Here is a 19,767-nt window from a genome sequence, read left to right as displayed (position 1 = left end):
GGCAAGCTCGCTATCTGTCGCTTAAAATTATTCTATGAATATTGCGAAAGGTTACTTGGTATTATACCCCTTTACTCAGCTTCATCACCGCAACGGTAATATCATCATCGTGGTTGTCAACACGACGAACCTTGGCTGTGTTTGCAATTTCCTGCGCTAATTCCTGTGCCGAAAGTGATTTACTCAGCTTAATCTGCGGGTACATCCAGTCGATACCCGTTAAAATTACGCCGTCTGAAATCATCACGATGATATCACCCTCGCGCAGTGTCATCGTTGATTTTTCAAACTCCACCCCGCGCAAAATGCCTGCCGGCATAGACATAGATTCTACCTTGCCAACCGTACCGGAACGCAAAACAAAGGTGGGTGCGGCACCCGCTTTGAGGAATTCAGCTTTGCCGGTATAGAGGTCCACACAGGCAAGGTCGATAGTGGAAAGCGATTCTTCATTGGATTTAACCAGCAGCGCTGAGTTTACCATCTTGAGCGCAGCATCAAACTCGAATCCCGCATTGATCAGTTTTGTAAGCAAGCTTACGGTCATTGCAGCATCAATGGCAGCCTTGCCTCCGCTGCCCATACCGTCGCTCACTATCATATGCGCGCGCCCGCGGTTATCAAGAAAGAAGTCGCAGCAATCTCCGCACAATTTGCTGTTGCCGTACGGAATTTGCGCCCTGCCGAACTCTGCACTTAAATTTGCCTTTTCGGCAAACATCAGTTTCGCGGTGCCTTCTGCCTCTTGTATCGCAGGCAAGTCAAAAGTAGTTTCGCATAAATCTGAAAGCTCGGCGGTGATTTCTGCCACAGGCAGCCTTGCAAGCTTAAAAGACGGTAAGGTCACCTCTACATACAGCCTGCCGAATTTATCTTCGTAGCTGGATGCAGCGGAAAGCTCTGTTTTATAGCGCATAAACATATCTACAATACAGCGATTTTTGCGGTTGTCTATCTCGTAAATTTCAGACAACTCTGTTGCGAGAGAGCCGAGCATCATGGACATACCCTCAAACTGGTCGGTGACCACACCGCGTATCTGCGATACTTTTTGGCGGCTGCCCTGACGCTGTGCAAACAAACTGTACTCGGCATTCACCGCAAGCACCATTTCAGGTTTACGAACGCACATTTCGGCAAGCCTGCCGGTAAAATCTTGCTCGGTAATTTTGCCTTTGCGCTTCAGTACTCCGCCAAAATGGTTCATGCTATCCATACTTGCAGAAAAATCTCCGCCCCAGCATTCGCCTCTTTGTTTACAGCGGCGGCAGGCACTATCCACACTTTTACTGTATACAGTGCCAATGTCAACGCTCTGCATCGTCATCAACTTGCCCGAAACCTGTTGCGTGGTTGTCGAAATATCAGATAATGCCTGTGACGCAAAATGCAGCTTGCTCAGCATAATATCCTTTGCCGTCTGTGTTACTGCCTCGGTTTTGCTGCGCCGTGCCAACATCAGCTTGTCCGTCCATGAGGTGGGAATCACCACAAACAGCACACTTGCTGCAAACACTTCGTACATCGAGTTCATAACTTCAAATTGTCCGCCCAACACCAGCGATACAATCCCGTTTACAATAACAAAAATAACAGCACAACCAAAGCTGCCAAAGTTTGCAAACATACCTGCTACCAAGCCGCCAAAGCCGTAAGCCGCAGCCAAATAAGTAAAGCTGCTGCCCAACAACCCCATTGCTGCACCCGCTGTAACACCTGCAACCGCACCTGCTGCCTCATGCCCGTATTTGGCACACATTAAAATGATGACAACCGCTACAATTCTGCCAACGGAAAGCCCTGCTATTAAAAAAGAGCCAAGTGCCATCATAGCAATGGCAAAGGTGATAATAAGGCATGAAATATCTGAGTTGTTAAGGCAGAGCAAATTTTCACGATGTTCGGCAACCGTAAGGCTGCGCATCATAAAAAAGGTGGTGCCTGCAGCAAGAGAAGCCTCCGATGCACTTAAAACAGCATCATATAAAGTTAAACCACCCAGTGAAAACACCGCCAAATCGGCAATTAAAACCGAAATCAGCGCAACAATTGGTACTGCAAAGCCCCTGTATTTTGACAAGCGGGTGTCTGATATCACCCAGCTTGCCGCTACCATAAGCACAACAGCAATTATGTATTTTATATTAGATGTAGGGTTGTAAGAGAAGGTGTAGCCAAGTATAGCCCCCGCCGCTGCCGCAAGAGAATTTTCGCGTTTTACCGATGCGGCAAAGCTAACCCCGAATGGAGCCATTGTATTAAACAGAAAAGCGTTTGCCATAACAAATGCCACCGCTGCACAAATGCCGTTTTCAATCCAGCTGCTTTTTGCTGCAAGCGCCTGTTTGAGCCGACTGCCAAAGCTCGTCCCAATCCTTTGTGTTCCTGCTTTCATCTGCTTCACTCCTGCGCGGCAATTTGCCGCATTAAAATTAATTCTCTTGGTATATTTTCAGAGAACTTCGCATATCATGTTAGTTACATTAAGTTCTTCTTCCATATTATTACATGCTGTATAAAAACATTGTCACAATACTACCGCGCAAAATGGCGAAACGAAGCAAATTGGGCAGAGAACCAACAATGAGCACTTAGACATATTTTAATTGACAAAAACTGCTTGCAAGCTTACAATAAGCTAGATGGCGGACTTTTCTGCCGCAATTTGTTGAGGCTGCGTGCCTCATAGTAAAAGGACGGTAATGAACTGATGAAATTAGAAGGCGTACGTACCCGATTCGCCCCCAGCCCAACAGGATATATGCATGTCGGTAACCTGCGCACCGCGCTTTATGCTTATTTGACAGCAAAAGCAGAGGGCGGCAAATTTTTACTTCGCATTGAAGATACCGATCAGGAACGCTTTGTTGAAGGCGCGATTGATATTATCTATAAAACCCTGCGCGAAACAGGGCTGATTTGGGATGAAGGCCCAGACATCGGCGGCCCTGTAGGCCCATATGTACAAAGTGAACGCATGGGAATGTTTAAAGAATACGCCCTGCAATTGGTTGAAAAGGGCGCTGCTTATTACTGCTTCTGCGATAAGGACAGGCTGGAGGAAGTTCGTGTTCTGCAAAAAGCATCGGGGCAAGCACCGCATTACGACGGGCACTGCCGTGAACTTAGCAAAGAGGAAATTGCCGAGAAGCTTGCATCGGGCATCCCTTATGTCATCCGCCAAAAAATGCCTAAAGACGGTACCACTACATTTCACGATGAAATTTTCGGTGACATCAGTGTAGAGAACGAAACACTGGATGACCAGATTTTAATTAAAACAGACGGTATGCCCACTTACAACTTTGCAAACGTTGTGGACGACCACCTGATGTGCATTTCGCATGTTATCCGCGGCAACGAGTATCTTTCGAGCACGCCAAAATATAATCTGTTGTACGAGGCATTCGGCTGGGATGTTCCCAAATACATCCACTGTCCGCCTGTTATGAAAGACAGCACCCATAAGCTCAGCAAACGCAACGGAGACGCCTCTTACGAGGACTTAATTGAGCAGGGTTACTTGAAAGATGCGGTGCTCAACTACATTGCTCTGCTCGGGTGGAGCCCGAAAGGCGACCGCGAGATTTTCACACTGGATGAGCTCATCAAAGAATGGGATTTTACGGGCATTTCAAAATCTCCCGCTATTTTTGATACACAAAAACTAAGCTACATCAACGGCGAATACATTAAAGCAATGCCGCTTGACGAGTTCCATAAAATAGCACTGCCATGGATTAAGAAAGCAGTAAAACATGACGTAGACACCAAGCTGATTGCGCATATGCTGCAGCCTCGTACCGAGGTTCTGCACGACATACCCGAACAGCTCGATTTTATTGATGAATTACCGGAATACAGTACCGAGTTGTATATACACAAAAAGATGAAAACCAACGAAGAAAACTCGTTGGAAAGCTTAAAAGCAGTACTGCCTGTATTGGAAGCACTGGATGATTACAGTGTGGAGGGTGTGCATGCGGCTTTGTTTCAGGTAATTGAATCACTCGGCGTTAAAAACGGTTTAATTCTTTGGCCGGTTCGTGTTGCTGTTTCAGGCAAGCAATTCACCCCCGGCGGCGGCGTAGAAATCTGCGCACTGCTTGGCAAAGAGGAATCTATAAAAAGAGTGAAAAAAGGCATCGAATTGCTCAGCAAATAAATCGGGGAACAAAAAACGGACGCGTAATGTGAGTGTTCATAAGTATATTTTGTGACCCACCCTAACAATGTGATGTACAAGGCGGATAGTTACGGCTATCCGCCTTTTGTTATGCCTTAAATCGCTTGCCATCTAATCATCAATTCTGTTAGTGCATCTGAACCATAGGCTTCTTCTATGGATGATATATCATTACCATTACTTACATCATCAAGCATCGGACGGTGAGCTCGCTCACCTTTTCTTACACAATACACGCCGCGCGATGTTTGGGCAGATTGGAGGCATAGGAAAAGGTATTGTTGATTTTTGCGAACTGGATTTTACAGAAGTATTGAAGAAAATAAAAAGCTCGAGTACCATAACGGTATCCGAGCAGAATTTTGAAGATATTAAAAATATTTTTTAGAATGCTATGGACTTACTGGGAGATAAACCTTGCATAGATTACTTTTTACTGTGTTTGGAGGATGTACTCAGCTGATACATAATACATGGTCTGCCGCCGGTGGAATAGTCTATTTCACTTATTATTTCTCGCCTATCCAATAAATAGTTCATATAACGTCGCACCGTTACACGCGAAAGTCCGGTTTTTTCCGTAATATCTTCAGCAGTCATTAAAACATTTTTATTTTGTACAAGGCAAGCATATAAAATATCCAATGTTCGCTGTTGCAAACCCTTATCTAGTAGCTCATTGCTGCCCGTTTCTTGCTGTGCTTGCAGCAGTTTGTCTAATGTACTTTGCTCTAAAGGTGTTTTACTGCCTGTTATTTGGCGCTGTGTAATAAACTTTTCCATCGCTTGTGTAAAGCGCTTCATTTCAAATGGCTTTATTAAATAATCTACCAAACCCAACTGCATAAGCTGACCAATTGTTGCCGCGTCATTTACGGCGGTTACCATCACAAAATCTAACGCAATACTCTGTTGACGCACAGCTTGTAAAAATTCCATACCGTTCATAATTGGCATGTAATAATCTACAATTGCAAGGTCGGCAGTATGCGTTTGCAGGTAAGCAAGCGCTTCTTTGCCGCTTCGCAGTTCGGCAGTAACACAAAGCAGTGGGTTTTGTTCTATATACTGGCGGTTGATGGCGGCAACCATCGGGTCGTCCTCTACTATAATTACGTTATACACAACATGTACCCCCTAACCAAATGAAATAGTAATAGAGGTTCCTACTCCAACTTCACTATCCAATACAATTTCTCCGTGGTAACGTTCAATAGTTTCATTCACAAGAGCAAGCCCAATTCCACGGTCTTTTCCTTTGGTACTTACACCTTTTTCAAACACATGCTTTCTTATGTTTGGTGCAATCCCGCCTCCGGTGTCATCTACAGCAATAATGCTGTATTCCTCAGTTGTAAAAACTCCAAGGTCAATTTCTTTTACAGGAAAATCGCTGCTGTTAAGCTGTTCTATGGCATTTTCCAGCAGATTACCAATGATGGTGATGTAGGCATCTGCCGGCAAAATGTCATTCGCAATGCATAAACTCTCTTCTTGTAATCTTAACGTGATGCCAAGTTCGTTTGCTCGTAATATTTTACCAATAATCAGTGCTGCCACATTAGGCAGCGCTATTTTTTTGCTTACTTCGCTTACCGCGCGGGTAGATACAAGACCAGAATTTAAAATTAAGGCGCTTGCCTCTTGATTTTTACCCATTTGGATTAAGCCGAGCAATACATGAAGTTTGTTTGAAAACTCGTGATTGAACGCTCTCATCGTATCTACCATAGTATTTGCACCGGTTAGCGCTTCAGCCAGTTTTGTTACCTCTGTTTTATTACGAAAAATAGAAACTGCGCCAATTACATGGTCTTTATCCTTAATGGGAATACGGTTAGAAAGAATTATTTTGTCTTTAATCGCAATCTGCACGTTGTATTCAGGCTGTCCCTCACGCATTACTCGTGGTAAATTTGTTTCGGAATACAAGTCTACAAGGGGTATCCCTTCCACTTGTGTATCCGGAGGAAAATCCAAAATCATCTTGGCAGAACGATTTACCATAATTATTTTTCCGTCCGCATTAATTGCAACAACGCCTTCTTCCAGTGCATCCATAACCTCTTCACGCTCAACAAATATACGGCTGAACTCTTCCGGAGCAAACCCCATTAGTTTACTGCGTAGATTTCGATTAAATAGCCATGCAGCAATACAGCCCAACGCAAGTGCTCCGATAGAGATTGCAAAAAATGTTAATAAAATTTCACGGCGTAGAGCAGAAATGCTTTTGGTAAGGACAGATACCATAACAAAGCCCAAAATCGAGCCGTCTTTTTCTCGTATAGAAACAAAAGCCCCCCGCTGTGTGCCCAGTGACCCCATACGTTGGCTAATATAAGGCGGGGCACCCTTTAAAGCAGCTCCTTCATCGCCACCAACAAAAACTTCGCCTATTTTGCTGTTGTCACTGTGATATAATCGTATGCTTTTGGCATTACAAACTACAATAATATCAATATTGCGGCTATTATTTAAAAAGGTATTCAAATGCTGCGTTAGTTCCGCTGTTGGCTGCTGTTTACGTAAAGTATCCAGTGTGATAGGGTCGCTGGAAATAAGTGCGGCGGTATTTTGAATATTTGTATCAAGGTTTTTTTGCATAGAAGAAAGGCTGTAATATAATGCAACTGCCATACACAACATCACAGTAATACAAACTACAAAAATCATTTGAATGTAATTTAACCCCTCAACGCTTTGTTTTTTCATTCTTATATCACCTCCAACTATCTTTTATTATAATACAATTTGTTAATTTATTATCATTTTTTTTACTTACAAAAGTTTTTTGAAATTTTCAAAAGATATACATGGTCTTTTTTTTATTATAAGCTGAAAACAACATAATTAACAATACAACCGAAACAGCGATAAAATAAAAAATGGAGGCTGAAACAATGGATTATAATGCACGTAGTCTTGAGCTGCATGAAAAAAAGAAAGGAAAACTTGAAGTTTGCAGTAAAGTTCCTGTAACTTGTAGAGAAGATTTAAGCACTGCTTATACACCCGGGGTTGCCGAACCTTGCCGTAAAATTGCAGCAAATGAAGCAGACGTGTACCGCTATACCGCTAAGGGTAATCTTGTTGCGGTTGTAAGTGATGGCAGTGCCGTATTGGGATTGGGCAACATCGGGCCTAAAGCAGCTATACCTGTAATGGAGGGTAAGTCTGTTCTGTTTAAAGCGTTTGCAAATGTAGATGCTTTTCCAATCTGTTTGGATACTCAGGACACGGAAGAGATTATTAAAGCTGTAAAACAGATAGCACCTGTGTTTGGCGGTATCAACCTTGAAGATATCTCTGCACCACGCTGCTTTGAAATTGAACGCCGATTAAAAGAAGAGCTGGATATACCTGTATTTCATGATGACCAGCACGGCACCGCTATAGTCGTATGTGCAGGGCTGTTAAATGCACTTAAATTGGTTGGTAAGCCTTTCAACCAAGCGAAGGTTGTGATTAATGGAGCTGGTAGTGCAGGCATAAGCATTTGTAAGCTGTTAATGCAATTTGGCATTGGTGATGTGGTATTGGTAGATTTAAAAGGTATTCTTGCAAAAGGGGAAGAGTGGATGAATCCGGCGCAAGCATCCATGGCGGAAGTTACAAACAAAGAGGGTATTAAAGGGGATCTTGCACTGGCGATGAAAGGCTGCGACGTATTTGTTGGTGTTTCGGCACCCAATGTGGTAAACGCAGAGATGGTTGCTTCAATGGCAAAAGATGCCGTTGTTTTTGCTATGGCAAACCCTACACCTGAGATTATGCCTGACGAAGCAAAACGAGGCGGTGCGCGTGTGATAGCAACCGGCCGCAGTGATTTTCCAAACCAAATTAACAACGTGTTGGTGTTCCCCGGTATTTTTCGCGGAGCATTGGATGTGCAGGCGACTGACATCACCGAGGAAATGAAATGCGCCGCCGCCAAAGCGATTGCGTCCATTGTTTCTGATGACGAACTCAGCGAGGATTATATTATTCCAAATCCATTTGATGCTCGAGTATCTGTAGCCGTTGCGAAAGCTGTAGCAGATGAAGCTATTGCCGCGGGCATTAATAAAAAGGAGAATTGTTATGAATGATACTGCTATAAAACAATCTATTTTGCAAAAAGCAAATGCTGTTAAAATTAGCGGAATTCCACTGTTTATTTACCTTGCCATTACTGCACTGGTTGCAGTGTGCATGGTATTGGATTGGCTGCCCGGCGGTATGATTGGTGCATTAGCCATTATGATGGTGTTCGGTTTTCTGCTGAATGCTATTGGTGATAACCTGCCAATTGTTAAAACTTTTTTAGGCGGCGGTGCCATTGTATGCATATTTGGTTCTGCCTCTATGGTAAGTGCTGGTTTAATCCCTGCTTCTGTAATTGAAAACGTAGATACGTTTATGAACGCGACAGGCTTTTTAAACTTTTATATTGCGGCATTAATCACAGGAAGTATTCTTGGTATGGATCGTAAGCTGCTGTTAAAAGCATCTTTACGCTTTTTACCCGTTGCTCTTAGTGCTATGACTTTTGCAGTACTTATGGTTGGCGCTGTTGGCTGGGCAGTAGGGTTCGGCTTTAAAGATGCCATTATGTATATTGCAATACCCATGATGGGTGGCGGTATGGGTGCAGGTGTTGTACCTATGAGCGGTATTTATGCAGCAGAACTCGGCGTTGAGGCAAGCGAAATTATCAGCCGCATGGTACCTGCTTCTACACTAGGCAACTGTATGGCTATTATTGGTGCAGGCTTGTTAGCAAAGTTAGGCGAGGTAAAACCTTCGCTTAGCGGTAATGGCAAGCTCATGGTTAAGCAAGATGATTCATTGAACCAAAAAAATGATGATAAACCGGATTTGCAAACATTGGGCATGGGGCTTATTTTATCCGCCTCGTTTTATTTGCTAGGCACGGTTGTCAATAAGTTTTTGCCGTTTATTCACACCTATGCTTGGATGATTATACTGGTTGCCTTGACAAAAGCTATAGGAATTATACCAAAAAGCTTTGAAAATGCAACACAGCAATGGAGCAAATTTGTAATGAAAAACTGGACAAGTGCATTGCTGGTTGGCATTGGTATCAGCCTAATCGATTTAAAAGCAGTTGCAGCAGCAATATCACCGGTGTACTTACTGCTCGTTATAGTAGTAGTTGGCGGTGTAGCACTTGGCGCTGGTATTGGCGGCCGTCTGGTAGGGTTTTATCCTGTCGAAAGTGCCGTTACTGCAGGTTTGTGCACTACTAATATGGGCGGTACCGGTGACGTTGCCGTGCTTAGCGCCTGCAAAAGGATGGAGCTTTTGCCTTTTGCTCAGATTTCAACACGTATTTGCGGTGCATTGGTACTTATTTTAGCAAGTATACTTGTTAAGATAATGCTATAGATTTTTCCTAAAGGTATGCGGTGAAAAATGCAAAGGGTTGCCGAAAAGTGGAAAGTATTCTATCCTCACGCAATGAAAAGCTGAGATCAGAATTGGGGTGTTCTATTTCCGATTTTTAGTTTTTCAGTTATGTAAGATACCATGAATGCTATTGAAATTCTGGACAGTACTACAAGAAGTTGACCCGCCGGCGAAGCGTATTCCCTAGCAATAAGTCTCTACTAAAGGCATTATATCTTTCAACCTTGCAGGCAACGAAAAAATGGAACCTGCCGCTTTGAGATTGGGGCAAGGTTTACACAGCGAATTTGCAATTATGCACGAGGGCAAACTACCCCTATAATTTTTATTTAAAACCGCAACAAGGGCACCTTTTTTCAAAGGTGCCCTTGTTGTGCTTAAACTGATTTTATATATTATTTTTGTAACTGGGTGCTTAAAAAGTCGCCTTGACTCTCGGTTCACAAGTTGTCTTTATGATTACTCGTATTATGCACCCGTTTTTTATTTTATTTATTATGCTGTTCTTTCAGCACCCCGATACGGTAGGCAGATAACAGCAGCCTTAACCCCTCGATATTCTCTTTGATGACCTGCCCCTCGTCCGTTCCGCTTACTTTTATGCGGCTTTGCATTGTTTCGTAAATCTGAGAGGTAGAAAGAATATCTTTATTTTTGCGTATGGCGTTGCGTGCTCCGTCAAACGGTTCGTGTGAAATGATGCGAATACCATAGGAGTTGAACACCAGTGTATAACCCGCAATACCTGTAGTGGGCTGATATGCCCTGCAAAATCCGCCGTCAATCACAATCAGCCTTCCGTTTGCTTTCACAGGGGTTTCTCCATCTTTACTGCGTACGGGTACGTGCCCGTTGATAATATGCGAGTGCGGGTAATCCAACTCAAACTCTTTTAGCATACGCACACAAGCTTCTTCTGTTGCGCTGTGAACATAATATGGGTTTTTGGGTTCTTCCCATACCGTTTTGTCGTCAACCAACAAGCGTTCAAATGTTGTAATTTTATCTCTGCCGAACAACGGAGAATTTCTGCCGCACCATAAAAACCACATAAAATCTTTGCCCCGCAGTTTTTCGGGTGAATGAGCATTTGCGGTAAATGCCTGCCTTGCCAGCGATTCGGTATAATCCATAAATGCTCTGCCCGAAAGCCTCTCGCCATCACATTCAAATTCCATAAAGCTGCCGTCGGTATTCATAGGGATGCAGCCATGGAACAGTAAATTACCGTTATAGCACTTATACAAGCCTCCCTTTGCATAAAGAAAGCGAACATGCTTTTGCAATTTTTCGCTGTGGCGGAAGGCGAATTTGAGTTGTTCCATCAGCAAAGTTTCTTCATCGGTTAGCTCATAAGGATTCTCGCGGTTAACCGTTGGAAAATCACAGTCGCGCAGTTTATAATCTTTGTTGCCGATACGTACAGTTTTGTGCTCATAATCAATTTTATCCAACAACAAGCGGTCGTCCATGTTAAAACCGGGATTGCGCTGAATTATCTGCCCTTCCAGCTTAAATTGAATCACTGCAATCGCCTTATGCATACATGCCACCAAACGAATATCTTTTGGGTTGCAGTATTGGGCACTTTGCAGCTTGGGGCGAAAACAAGAAACATCTTTTGTACCGTATACTTCAGCCGCAAACAATGCCAGCGGGCGCAGATTGATGCCATAGCCCATTTCAACTACCTCCAAGTTGTTATAGGTAATCGAATTGTTGAGCACACTGGCAATGCAGGTGCGGCTGCCTGCAGCAGCCCCCATCCAAAGGACATCGTGGTTACCCCATTGAATATCAACACAATGGTGCTCCATCAGCGAATCCATAACAATGTCAGCACGTGGCCCCCTATCGAAGATATCGCCTACAATGTGCAAACGGTCGACAACCAAGCGCTTGATGGTATTGCAAAGCGCAAAAATAAATTCATCGGCGCGTTCAATATCGATGATTGTTTCGATAATGTTCTCGTAGTATTTTTCTTTGTTAAGTTCATCATAATTGGTGTGTAAAAGCTCATCGATGATGTATTCAAAGTCTTTTGGCAGCGCCTTTCTCACCTTACTGCGCGTATATTTTGAAGATACAAGGCGGCAGATTTCTATTAGGCGGTTGAGTGTTATACGGTACCATTCCTCCATATCGGCAGAATCTTCTTTTATTTCTTTGAGTTTCTCCTCGGGATAATAGATGAGTGTTGCCAAAACCGCACGCTCTTTCGAGGGCAAACTTTTCTCATACAGCAAATCTACTTTTTCGCGGATAACACCGGATGCATTGTTTAATATATGTAAAAACGCCTCATATTCGCCGTGCAAATCGGACATAAAATGTTCGGTGCCTTTCGGCAGATTGAGAATCGCCTGCAAATTGATGATTTCGGTAGACGCCGCCTGTTCCGTTGGGTATTGAATGGCGAGCGCTTTGAGATATTTTAGATTGTGTAAAACATCTTGTTTGGTGTGCAGCATAATCATTCCCCTTTATCTGATATCATAAAAGTAGTATAGCATTGATTCAAAAGCGGTGCAACGAAAAAGGGACGTATGATACGTCCCTTTTTCGCTCATTTAGTTTGCATTGCCGTAGATTGGAGGATGAAAATCTACCAACTCGTTCGTATCCGAAAAATTAAGTGCAAAAGATTTTGCGCGCATCAAAGCGTACAACTCGGCATCCGTGGCGAATATGTATGGGTCAACAAACAAGGTACCAACACCGCACAGCAATACACCAAGCAGAATCCACCCGATGAACGACAGGTGCAGTACAAAAATACTCATTTTTTCATTGTCTGTCATCAATTTGCTGAGTTCAAAAATACGGTTGGTTTCAATTTTATCGTTTTCTGCCAAAATATAAGGTACCATATAATATTCGTAGCCTTTTATAATGCCCGGCACGATGAGCAGCAAAGTCCAAAGCGTAATTTTTACCGTTACCAGTGCCATAACGCCTACGTTTTTCCAGTATCTTCCGCCTGTAAAGCCATAAAACAAGGTACCAAAATCGCTTTTAAATGTTCTGCTTTCCATAAAATAGCGGTGCAGACCTACTGTCAGCGGGTTGAGCACAAAAAACAGCAGAACTAATCCTACCACCCCAAATATAATGCTAGCGCTTACAACCCCCAACTGCATTGCATTGGTAAGAGTTATTGTCCCCATATTTTGCAGGTCAATAACCAACCTTAACATATTGCCGCCTACGGCACCTGCCCCATTGATTGTGCTGTACACAAGGCATACCGCAAATGCCATCCAATAATACCGCGATAATGCCGCTTTTGCGTTTGCCTTTAGCTCTACTCTTTCCCACATACGCCTTCCTCCAGTGTTGTTTATTTTGTAAAAATATCCAAAAAATTATAGTTCTTTTTTACATTATAACGCCTAACGAGAAAAAAGTAAATTAAACTTTTCTTTCAAATTGTTTGTATTGGTGATATAATTATGTTTATTGTATTTGTTGCTTCATCATTCTTATAAGGGAGGTCTTTTTATGCGTTATATTTTTTCAGATAGAATCAGTGGTTTACAGCCATCTGCCATTCGTGAGATTTTAAAAGCTACGGCTGACCCATCTGTCATCTCTTTTGCTGCTGGCAATCCCGCACCGGAGGCATTCCCCATTGATGATGTGCGGAGAATCACCGCAGATATTTTAGAAAGCGCGCCCATTGCGGCACTGCAATATTCGATTACCGAAGGCTACCCCGCACTGCGCACCACACTTACTGATATGCTGAAAAAACGCTATCACATCGGTAATGAACATGATGGGTTGTTGGTGGTATCGGGTGCACAACAGGGTATCGACCTTGCAACGCGCTGCCTGCTTAATGAGGGCGACACCGTTATTTGCGAGGCACCAAGCTTTATCGGTTCGCTAAATTGCTTTCGCAGTTACCGCGCAAACCTTGTGGGTGTTGATATGGATCAAGACGGTATCAATCTTGAAAAGCTGGAAGAAGCACTAAAAAACAACCCGAACGCACGATTTATTTATCTCATCCCCAACTTTCAAAATCCATCCGGCATCACCATGAGTTGGGAAAAACGTAAAGCTGTTTATGAGCTTGCAAAACGGTACGGAGTATTGATTTTGGAAGATAACCCATACGGCGACTTGCGTTTTTCAGGCGAACATATCCCTGCAATCAAAACACTGGATACGGAAAACATCGTGCTATACTGCGGTAGTTTTTCTAAGATACTATCCCCCGGCATGAGGGTGGGATTTGTATGTGCACACAGTGACATCTTAGCAAAAATGACGGTTGCCAAACAGTGCAACGATGTGCACACCACCATTCTATCACAGATGATTTGCCATAAATTCATCACTGAATGCAACCTCGATGCACATATTGCAAAGCTGCAGGCAATCTACCGCGGCAAATGCAAACTGATGCTGGACAATATTGAACGCTGCTTCCATCCTTCCGTTGCCCATACCAACCCGGAAGGCGGCTTGTTTATTTGGTGTACACTGCCGCAGAGCACCGATATGATGCAATTCTGCCGTACCGCAGCGCAAAACAAGGTAGCAGTCGTGCCGGGCAGCGCTTTTACCACCGATGAAAGTGTGGTAACAACATCATTCCGTATGAATTTTTCTACCCCCACCGACGACAAAATTGTTGAGGGATGTACCATATTGGGCAAACTAACAAACGAACTTTTCTAAAACGACTTAGCTTTATTACAATGGGAGGATATTTTCGTGGAAGAAAACAAAATGACACAACAAACACCCGAACGCAAACAAACGATTTTTTCGGGTATCCAGCCAACCGGTATTATGACATTGGGCAACTATTTGGGTGCCATAAAGAACTGGGTGGAATTGCAGAATACCTATAACTGTGCTTATTGTATTGTTAATATGCACGCTATTACCGTAAAGCAAGACCCCAAAGCCCTAAAACAGCACACGCTTGAGGCATATGCACTGATGCTTGCCTGTGGGGTTGACCCCGAAAAAAGCGTAGCATTCATCCAAAGCCATGTCACCACACATGCCGAACTAAACTGGGTTTTGGCTTGCAGCACACAGTTTGGCGAACTCAGCCGTATGACTCAGTTTAAAGATAAGAGCAAGCGTTATCCTGATAACATCAACGCAGGTTTATTCACTTACCCTGTACTGATGGTAGCCGATATCCTGCTTTATCAAAGCAATTTGGTGCCGGTTGGCATCGACCAAAAACAACATCTTGAACTCACACGCGATGTTGCTATTCGTTTTAACAACACCTACGGCAACACCTTTACCATACCCGAGCCGTATATTCCTAAGCAGGGCGCAAAAATTATGTCGCTTGCCGACCCTACCAAAAAGATGTCAAAATCGGATGACAACGTAAACGGATTCATCTCGATATTGGACAAACCTGAAACGATTGTAAAGAAATTTAAGCGCGCCGTTACCGATTCGGATATGGAAGTTGCTTACCGCGAAGGCAAAGACGGTATCAACAACCTGATGACGATACTTTCTACTGTTACAGGCGACAGCTTTGAGACCATAGAACGCGATTTTGCAGGCAAGGGCTACGGCGACTTTAAAACCGCTGTAGGCGAAGCTGTAGCAGAGCATCTGCGCCCTGTACGCGAAAATTTTGACCGTTTGATGGCGGACAAATCTTATCTGGAAAGCTGCTACAAACGCGGCGCCGAACAAGCAGAAAAAATCAGCCGCCGCACCATGGAAAAGGTTTACAAAAAGATTGGCTTTCTGCCCCGCTGATGAACCGATAATACAAGAAAACTTTATAATATTTGAGACTTCACATAAGGATGTTTTAAGGGCGTTATCGTTTTTGTAACGATAACGCCCTTGCTTTGTATTATGCTCATAATCTCAACGACAAACTGGAATTTGATAACTGCACATTATTATGGAGAAAAAGCATGCAATCTACTGTTTAAAATGCAGTCCTAATAATCAACGGGAAAAAGCCGAAATTATATTTTCATTTTTTGAGTATTCTCTTTAAGTAGGCGACATCTAATAAATTCACTGTCTCAAAATTCCCTTTATAAAACACACCCCAGTTATTGAAAACACAAGGCAATTCCTTTGCTTTTTGTAGCGTATCCACTTGAATCAATGATACAGGAACGTCATTCGTTTCGCAATACTGTTTTATCATCTCGATGCTTTGATAGACAAAGGGGCATTGCATATCGTAATAAATTGTTAGATCTTTGCTTTCAATTTCTTGGGCTTTAACGTTTTGTGCGAACTTTGGCGTTGTTCCGTCAAAAGAAAGTGCAAGTAATTCATATCCATTATCGGTAGTATCAACGACCTGAAAGCCAAACCCCTTCGCAAATGATTGATCAGAAAGAAAAGATTTCTGCTTTTTGGCTCCAAGCATACAAATTCCAGATTTACCCTTTTCTTTGGCATCAGCCAAACAATACTCCATTAGCGCTTTTCCATACCCTTTTCCTTTGTAACTACCAGAAACCCATAAGCAATACACATAATAATAGTTGTCACCAATAATGGGAACCCAAGCTGTTTCAAGGGGAGCATATTCAATAAAGACTGTAGCCTTTGCATTTAACTTCCGAAAGACATGACCTTCATTTAGTCGGTCAGAAAGCCATTGGCGCTTCGCCTCAACACCTTGATGAGGCTTTTTACTGCGTATAATACAGCATAAATGCTCATTGACAAGGTTTTCTGTTGTTAAGTTTACAAAATCAGTATTCAAATTTTCCATTTTGCCACCTCACAATCGCTCCAAATTCACATTTGGTTTATCTGTTAGTAGGATTATATAAAAAATCTTGACAGTGTCAGTACAACACTATCGTATAATTCAACATAGGCAGTGATGTGGACATCTCTCCCAATGGCGCCTGTTATTTGCGCCTGCCCGCAACTACTCGCTCAAATCCGCCCAAATCGTTTTGCACAGTGATGTTGGCAAAACCATTTTGTTCTAAAATGTTCTGTACATCGGTGCTTTGGTCGTCCCCTACTTCATAGGCAAGCCAGCCGCCTTTTTTAAGGCAGTTTTTATAAAGCCGTGTTATTTCACGGTAAAAATGCAAACCGTCTGCTGTGCCGTCTAACGCCATCACAGGCTCTTTTTGTACCTCACGTTGTAACTCTTTTAAATCAGATGTGCGAATGTACGGCGGATTAGAAATAATTAAATCAAACTTTGCAGTATTCTTTTTTGTAAGTATGGAGGGACTGCTCTGTGCCAAAACGTCCAGCTGTAAAGATTTTACGTTATGCGCTTCATTTAACTTGATGTTACGCGTGAGATAACCATACGCGGCATCTGACAGTTCGACAGCCGCTACCTGTGACAACGGCAGGCTCTTTGCCAGAGCAATCGCAACACATCCGCTGCCGCTGCACAAATCAGCAATATGGGGGGCGGGTACGTTTTTCATCAATTTTAGTCCCAATTCCACCAAGGTCTCTGTATCTGCACGCGGAATAAGTACGCCCTCACCCACAAAAAAATCAAGCCCGTAAAACTCCCATTTACCCAAAATATATTGCAGAGGTGTTCCCTTACAGCGTAATGCCAACAGTTCTTCTACGGCATCTATCTGTTTATCGGTAAGCACAGCATCACCTGCAAGCTGATGAGCTCGGTCGATACCTGCTGCGTGCTGAATGATCTCGCAAAGCTCAAAGGCAGGAGCAAATACCCCTGCCTTCTCTAAATTTTGCAGCCATTTCGCCTTGTATTTTTGCAGATTTACCATTTGTCCTCGCCCTCAACTACGGGAAGAACCGGCTTCATCGACTCGATTGCAACCTCAATCTGATCGTCGTGAGGTTCGTTGGTGGTGAGGCGTTGCAGCCAAAGACCGGGCGCAGAAACAATTCTGGTAAGGGGGTTATCGTACCGCCCTGCCAGTTTAATAATCTCATAGGCAATGCCAACTACAACCGGCAGCAGCAACAGCTTAATAAAGATGCGCAGCAGCCCGTTATACCACGGCAAAACCGAAAACACAATAATACTGATGATTAATACAATGAGGATAAAACTGGTGCCGCAGCGAGGATGAAAACGCTTGTATTTACGCACATTCTCTACGGTAAGTTCTTCTCCCGCCTCATAGCAAGCGATGGTTTTATGCTCGGCACCATGGTATTCAAACACACGGCGAATATCGGGCATTTTAGATACCAACGCTAAATATACCACAAAAATAGCTATCTTAAGTAAACCCTCTAACAGAGTTTTATACCCCCCAAGCGGGAGTACCATATCCAAGAATTTAATAGAATAAGTAGGAATCACCATAAATAACAGCATAGCAAGTGCCACACCCGCTACCAATGCAAAACCCGAAATCACCTTCATCATACCATCGCCGAATTTCGCAATCAGCCACTTTTCAAATTTTGTGGGTTCTTCTTCCAAATCCATACCGCTTTTTTCGGCAGATTTCATTAAACATTTGTATCCAAGCGATAGTGAATCGATTAAATTAAATGCTCCGCGTAGTAACGGTGTTTTTTTATACCAGGCATTGGTGCCTTTGTTATTCCATATCTCGGTATCAATGCTGCCGTCCGGCATTCTGGTTGCCATTGCAGAAACTGCAGGTCCGCGCATCATAATACCTTCAATCACTGCCTGCCCACCAATGCTGGTTTTATGGCTGCAAGCCTTTTTTTCATCCATTCGATGATCCCCTTCCTATTTTCGCTGTATCATTCTTCAGTTTTCTTTGCGGCGATGGGCAGCGAAATTTCCACCGTCGTACCCATACCCTCCTCACTGATTAACTCAAGCGTACCGGAGTGCATTTTTATTATTTCATCCGCCACCGCAAGCCCTATACCTGAACCACGGCGCGTAGAGTTGCCTTTATAAAACTTGCTTTTTACCATCGGGAGATCCTGTGCTTTGATGCCACAGCCGGTATCTGAAATGATGATATGCACCATAGCACCGTCTTTGTACACCTTAATGGCAATAACATCCCCGCTGTCTGAATATTTAATGGCATTATCAATAATATTGATAAATACTTGCCGAAGCCTGTTTTTATCGCCCAATACGGGAATAAAATCTTCCGGCTCATCGTAAGTAATGGTCATACCCTCTCGCATTGCACGCTGTGTAAACATCAGATATGCCTCGCCAAGTTCAGCAATAATATCAATTCTATCCAGCATAAGCGTGAGCCTGCCACTTTGCATTCTGCTAAAATCAAGCAGCTCTTCCACCATAGTGGATAAACGGTCGGTCTCTTTTAAAATAACCCGCATACCTTTTTCGATGGTATCTTTATCGCTGCTATCCATAAGTGTTTCACCCCAGCCTTTGATTGCCGTAAGCGGGGTGCGAAGCTCGTGCGACACCGACGAAATAAAGTCGTTCTTCATTTTTTCTGAAGCAGCAAGTTCACTTGCCATATAGTTGATAACTTCGCATAAATCGCCTATTTCGTCATCGTTTTTCTTTTCCAGCCTCGTTTCAAAATCGCCTTGAGCAATTTTTTTGGCTGTTTTACCAATATCGCCAACCGGAATTACGATTGAATTGATAAAATAGGAACTGGAAAACCCAACAAAACAAATAATCCCCACCACTACCAATGTGATGATGCCAATCATTTCATAAATCTGCTTATCTACCTTGCTAAGCGATACCACAAAGCGCAACGCCGCAAACTCGCTGTCTTTCACAGGTGAAATCATCGTGATAGCCATTACCTTTTCGCTGCCCAATTTACCGATGAATTCGCCCGGAGCAGCAGCGCCCGTAAAGGTTGCAGAGCTTGCTTTTGCCTTTGCATCCTCATAGTCGGGCATATCGATTTTACTTTTGGGTTCAAATCCGCTGGAAGTAAGGATAACGTTGCCGGCACCATCGATTGCCATCAGCTCCATCTTTTCCTTATCCTCAAAATTCTCAACTAGGTTGCGTACTTCTGCCTGATAATCGACTGTGATATCCTCGGAATAACGTACCAAAGAACCCGACATCACCGATGCCCGAGACTTGATTGCCGAACTGACACTGTTGTAATAAAACCCTCGGATACCCACCGCAGCTGCGATCTCGATTGCAAGCAGGATGATGAGGATCACGCCGAAGCTGTTCAGCAGCCATCGCTTAGTAATCCGTTTCATCGCCACAGCGTTCCCCTCCTCCCTCAAAACATGCA

Annotated in this window: 14 protein-coding genes and 1 pseudogene; 6 read left to right on the top strand and 9 right to left on the bottom strand. The window is 43.4% G+C overall.

Annotation, left to right across the window (positions count from 1 at the left end; translation table 11 throughout):
* Positions 1-61: 61 nt before the first annotated feature.
* Positions 62-2,395: a SpoIIE family protein phosphatase gene (locus tag EDD70_RS04500; RefSeq protein WP_092752589.1), complete on the bottom strand. Its 2,334-nt coding sequence runs from the start codon at positions 2,393-2,395 to the stop codon at positions 62-64.
* 315 nt (positions 2,396-2,710) lie between these two features.
* Here EDD70_RS04500 and gltX point away from each other — a divergent pair, with 315 nt between their 5' ends.
* Positions 2,711-4,165: a glutamate--tRNA ligase gene (gltX, locus tag EDD70_RS04495; RefSeq protein WP_092752591.1), complete on the top strand. Its 1,455-nt coding sequence runs from the start codon at positions 2,711-2,713 to the stop codon at positions 4,163-4,165.
* A 447-nt stretch (positions 4,166-4,612) separates the two neighbouring features.
* Here gltX and EDD70_RS04490 read toward each other — a convergent pair whose 3' ends face one another.
* Positions 4,613-5,311: a response regulator gene (locus EDD70_RS04490; protein ID WP_092752595.1), complete on the bottom strand. Its 699-nt coding sequence runs from the start codon at positions 5,309-5,311 to the stop codon at positions 4,613-4,615.
* Between the two features lie 12 nt (positions 5,312-5,323).
* Positions 5,324-6,901, bottom strand: coding sequence for an ATP-binding protein (locus EDD70_RS04485; RefSeq protein WP_092752597.1), 1,578 nt, complete (start codon positions 6,899-6,901; stop codon positions 5,324-5,326).
* A 188-nt stretch (positions 6,902-7,089) separates the two neighbouring features.
* Between EDD70_RS04485 and EDD70_RS04480 the strand changes: the two genes are divergently transcribed.
* The 3 genes and pseudogenes from EDD70_RS04480 to EDD70_RS15375 form a co-directional block, all read left to right on the top strand.
* A complete protein-coding gene (locus tag EDD70_RS04480; protein WP_092752599.1) occupies positions 7,090-8,277 on the top strand; it encodes an NAD(P)-dependent malic enzyme in 1,188 nt (395 codons plus the stop codon).
* The gene (locus EDD70_RS04475; RefSeq protein ID WP_092752601.1) at positions 8,270-9,577 is read left to right on the top strand and encodes a 2-hydroxycarboxylate transporter family protein; all 1,308 of its coding nucleotides are present in this window, start codon (positions 8,270-8,272) and stop codon (positions 9,575-9,577) included. Before EDD70_RS04480 ends, EDD70_RS04475 begins: the two co-directional genes overlap by 8 nt.
* A gap of 24 nt (positions 9,578-9,601) precedes the next feature.
* Positions 9,602-9,858 (top strand): annotated as a pseudogene (locus EDD70_RS15375) (transposase); the annotation flags it as partial.
* Positions 9,859-10,086: 228 nt separating this feature from the next.
* Here the strand turns inward: EDD70_RS15375 and EDD70_RS04470 are convergent.
* Together EDD70_RS04470 and EDD70_RS04465 are read right to left on the bottom strand one after the other, a co-directional pair.
* Positions 10,087-12,072, bottom strand: coding sequence for a fructose-1,6-bisphosphatase (locus tag EDD70_RS04470; RefSeq protein ID WP_092752603.1), 1,986 nt, complete (start codon positions 12,070-12,072; stop codon positions 10,087-10,089).
* A gap of 99 nt (positions 12,073-12,171) precedes the next feature.
* Positions 12,172-12,921, bottom strand: coding sequence for a DUF975 family protein (locus EDD70_RS04465; RefSeq protein WP_092752605.1), 750 nt, complete (start codon positions 12,919-12,921; stop codon positions 12,172-12,174).
* A gap of 181 nt (positions 12,922-13,102) precedes the next feature.
* Between EDD70_RS04465 and EDD70_RS04460 the strand changes: the two genes are divergently transcribed.
* Entirely contained in the window at positions 13,103-14,290 is a 1,188-nt protein-coding gene (locus tag EDD70_RS04460) for an aminotransferase-like domain-containing protein (RefSeq protein WP_092752607.1), read from the top strand.
* A gap of 51 nt (positions 14,291-14,341) precedes the next feature.
* Positions 14,342-15,352 (top strand): tryptophan--tRNA ligase, encoded by a 1,011-nt coding sequence (gene trpS / locus EDD70_RS04455; RefSeq protein ID WP_092754540.1) that lies wholly within the window; start codon positions 14,342-14,344, stop codon positions 15,350-15,352.
* A 226-nt stretch (positions 15,353-15,578) separates the two neighbouring features.
* On the opposite strand, the gene EDD70_RS04450 is transcribed toward trpS, so the two are convergent.
* From EDD70_RS04450 to EDD70_RS04435, 4 genes are all read right to left on the bottom strand, one after another.
* Positions 15,579-16,328, bottom strand: a complete 750-nt coding sequence (locus EDD70_RS04450) for a GNAT family N-acetyltransferase (RefSeq protein ID WP_092754543.1) — start codon at positions 16,326-16,328, stop codon at positions 15,579-15,581.
* A gap of 151 nt (positions 16,329-16,479) precedes the next feature.
* On the bottom strand, positions 16,480-17,343 hold the full coding sequence (gene prmC / locus EDD70_RS04445) for a peptide chain release factor N(5)-glutamine methyltransferase (protein ID WP_092752609.1): 864 nt from the start codon (positions 17,341-17,343) through the stop codon (positions 16,480-16,482).
* A complete protein-coding gene (locus EDD70_RS04440) occupies positions 17,337-18,275 on the bottom strand; it encodes a DUF1385 domain-containing protein (protein ID WP_092752612.1) in 939 nt (312 codons plus the stop codon). The genes prmC and EDD70_RS04440 overlap by 7 nt, the downstream gene beginning before the upstream one ends.
* Positions 18,276-18,304: 29 nt before the next feature.
* Complete coding sequence (locus tag EDD70_RS04435; RefSeq protein ID WP_341465112.1) at positions 18,305-19,732, bottom strand: HAMP domain-containing sensor histidine kinase; 1,428 nt, start codon at positions 19,730-19,732, stop codon at positions 18,305-18,307.
* Positions 19,733-19,767 lie beyond the last annotated feature (35 nt).

The sequence above is a fragment of the Hydrogenoanaerobacterium saccharovorans genome, assembly GCF_003814745.1.
Taxonomy (GTDB): domain Bacteria; phylum Bacillota; class Clostridia; order Oscillospirales; family Ruminococcaceae; genus Hydrogenoanaerobacterium; species Hydrogenoanaerobacterium saccharovorans.
Note: the sequence above shows the minus strand (reverse complement) of the source record. Positions and strands in the feature narration are given on the sequence as shown.

Excerpts from the sequence above, each read along its gene's own strand:
- EDD70_RS04500 (WP_092752589.1), bottom strand. The coding sequence starts at position 2,395 with ATGAAAGCAGGAACACAAAGGATTGGGACGAGCTTTGGCAGTCGGCTC.
- gltX (WP_092752591.1), top strand. The coding sequence starts at position 2,711 with ATGAAATTAGAAGGCGTACGTACCCGATTCGCCCCCAGCCCAACAGGA.
- EDD70_RS04485 (WP_092752597.1), bottom strand. The coding sequence starts at position 6,901 with ATGAAAAAACAAAGCGTTGAGGGGTTAAATTACATTCAAATGATTTTT.
- EDD70_RS04480 (WP_092752599.1), top strand. The coding sequence starts at position 7,090 with ATGGATTATAATGCACGTAGTCTTGAGCTGCATGAAAAAAAGAAAGGA.
- EDD70_RS04475 (WP_092752601.1), top strand. The coding sequence starts at position 8,270 with ATGAATGATACTGCTATAAAACAATCTATTTTGCAAAAAGCAAATGCT.
- EDD70_RS04470 (WP_092752603.1), bottom strand. The coding sequence starts at position 12,072 with ATGCTGCACACCAAACAAGATGTTTTACACAATCTAAAATATCTCAAA.
- EDD70_RS04465 (WP_092752605.1), bottom strand. The coding sequence starts at position 12,921 with ATGTGGGAAAGAGTAGAGCTAAAGGCAAACGCAAAAGCGGCATTATCG.
- EDD70_RS04460 (WP_092752607.1), top strand. The coding sequence starts at position 13,103 with ATGCGTTATATTTTTTCAGATAGAATCAGTGGTTTACAGCCATCTGCC.
- trpS (WP_092754540.1), top strand. The coding sequence starts at position 14,342 with ATGACACAACAAACACCCGAACGCAAACAAACGATTTTTTCGGGTATC.
- prmC (WP_092752609.1), bottom strand. The coding sequence starts at position 17,343 with ATGGTAAATCTGCAAAAATACAAGGCGAAATGGCTGCAAAATTTAGAG.
- EDD70_RS04440 (WP_092752612.1), bottom strand. The coding sequence starts at position 18,275 with ATGGATGAAAAAAAGGCTTGCAGCCATAAAACCAGCATTGGTGGGCAG.
- EDD70_RS04435 (WP_341465112.1), bottom strand. The coding sequence starts at position 19,732 with ATGAAACGGATTACTAAGCGATGGCTGCTGAACAGCTTCGGCGTGATC.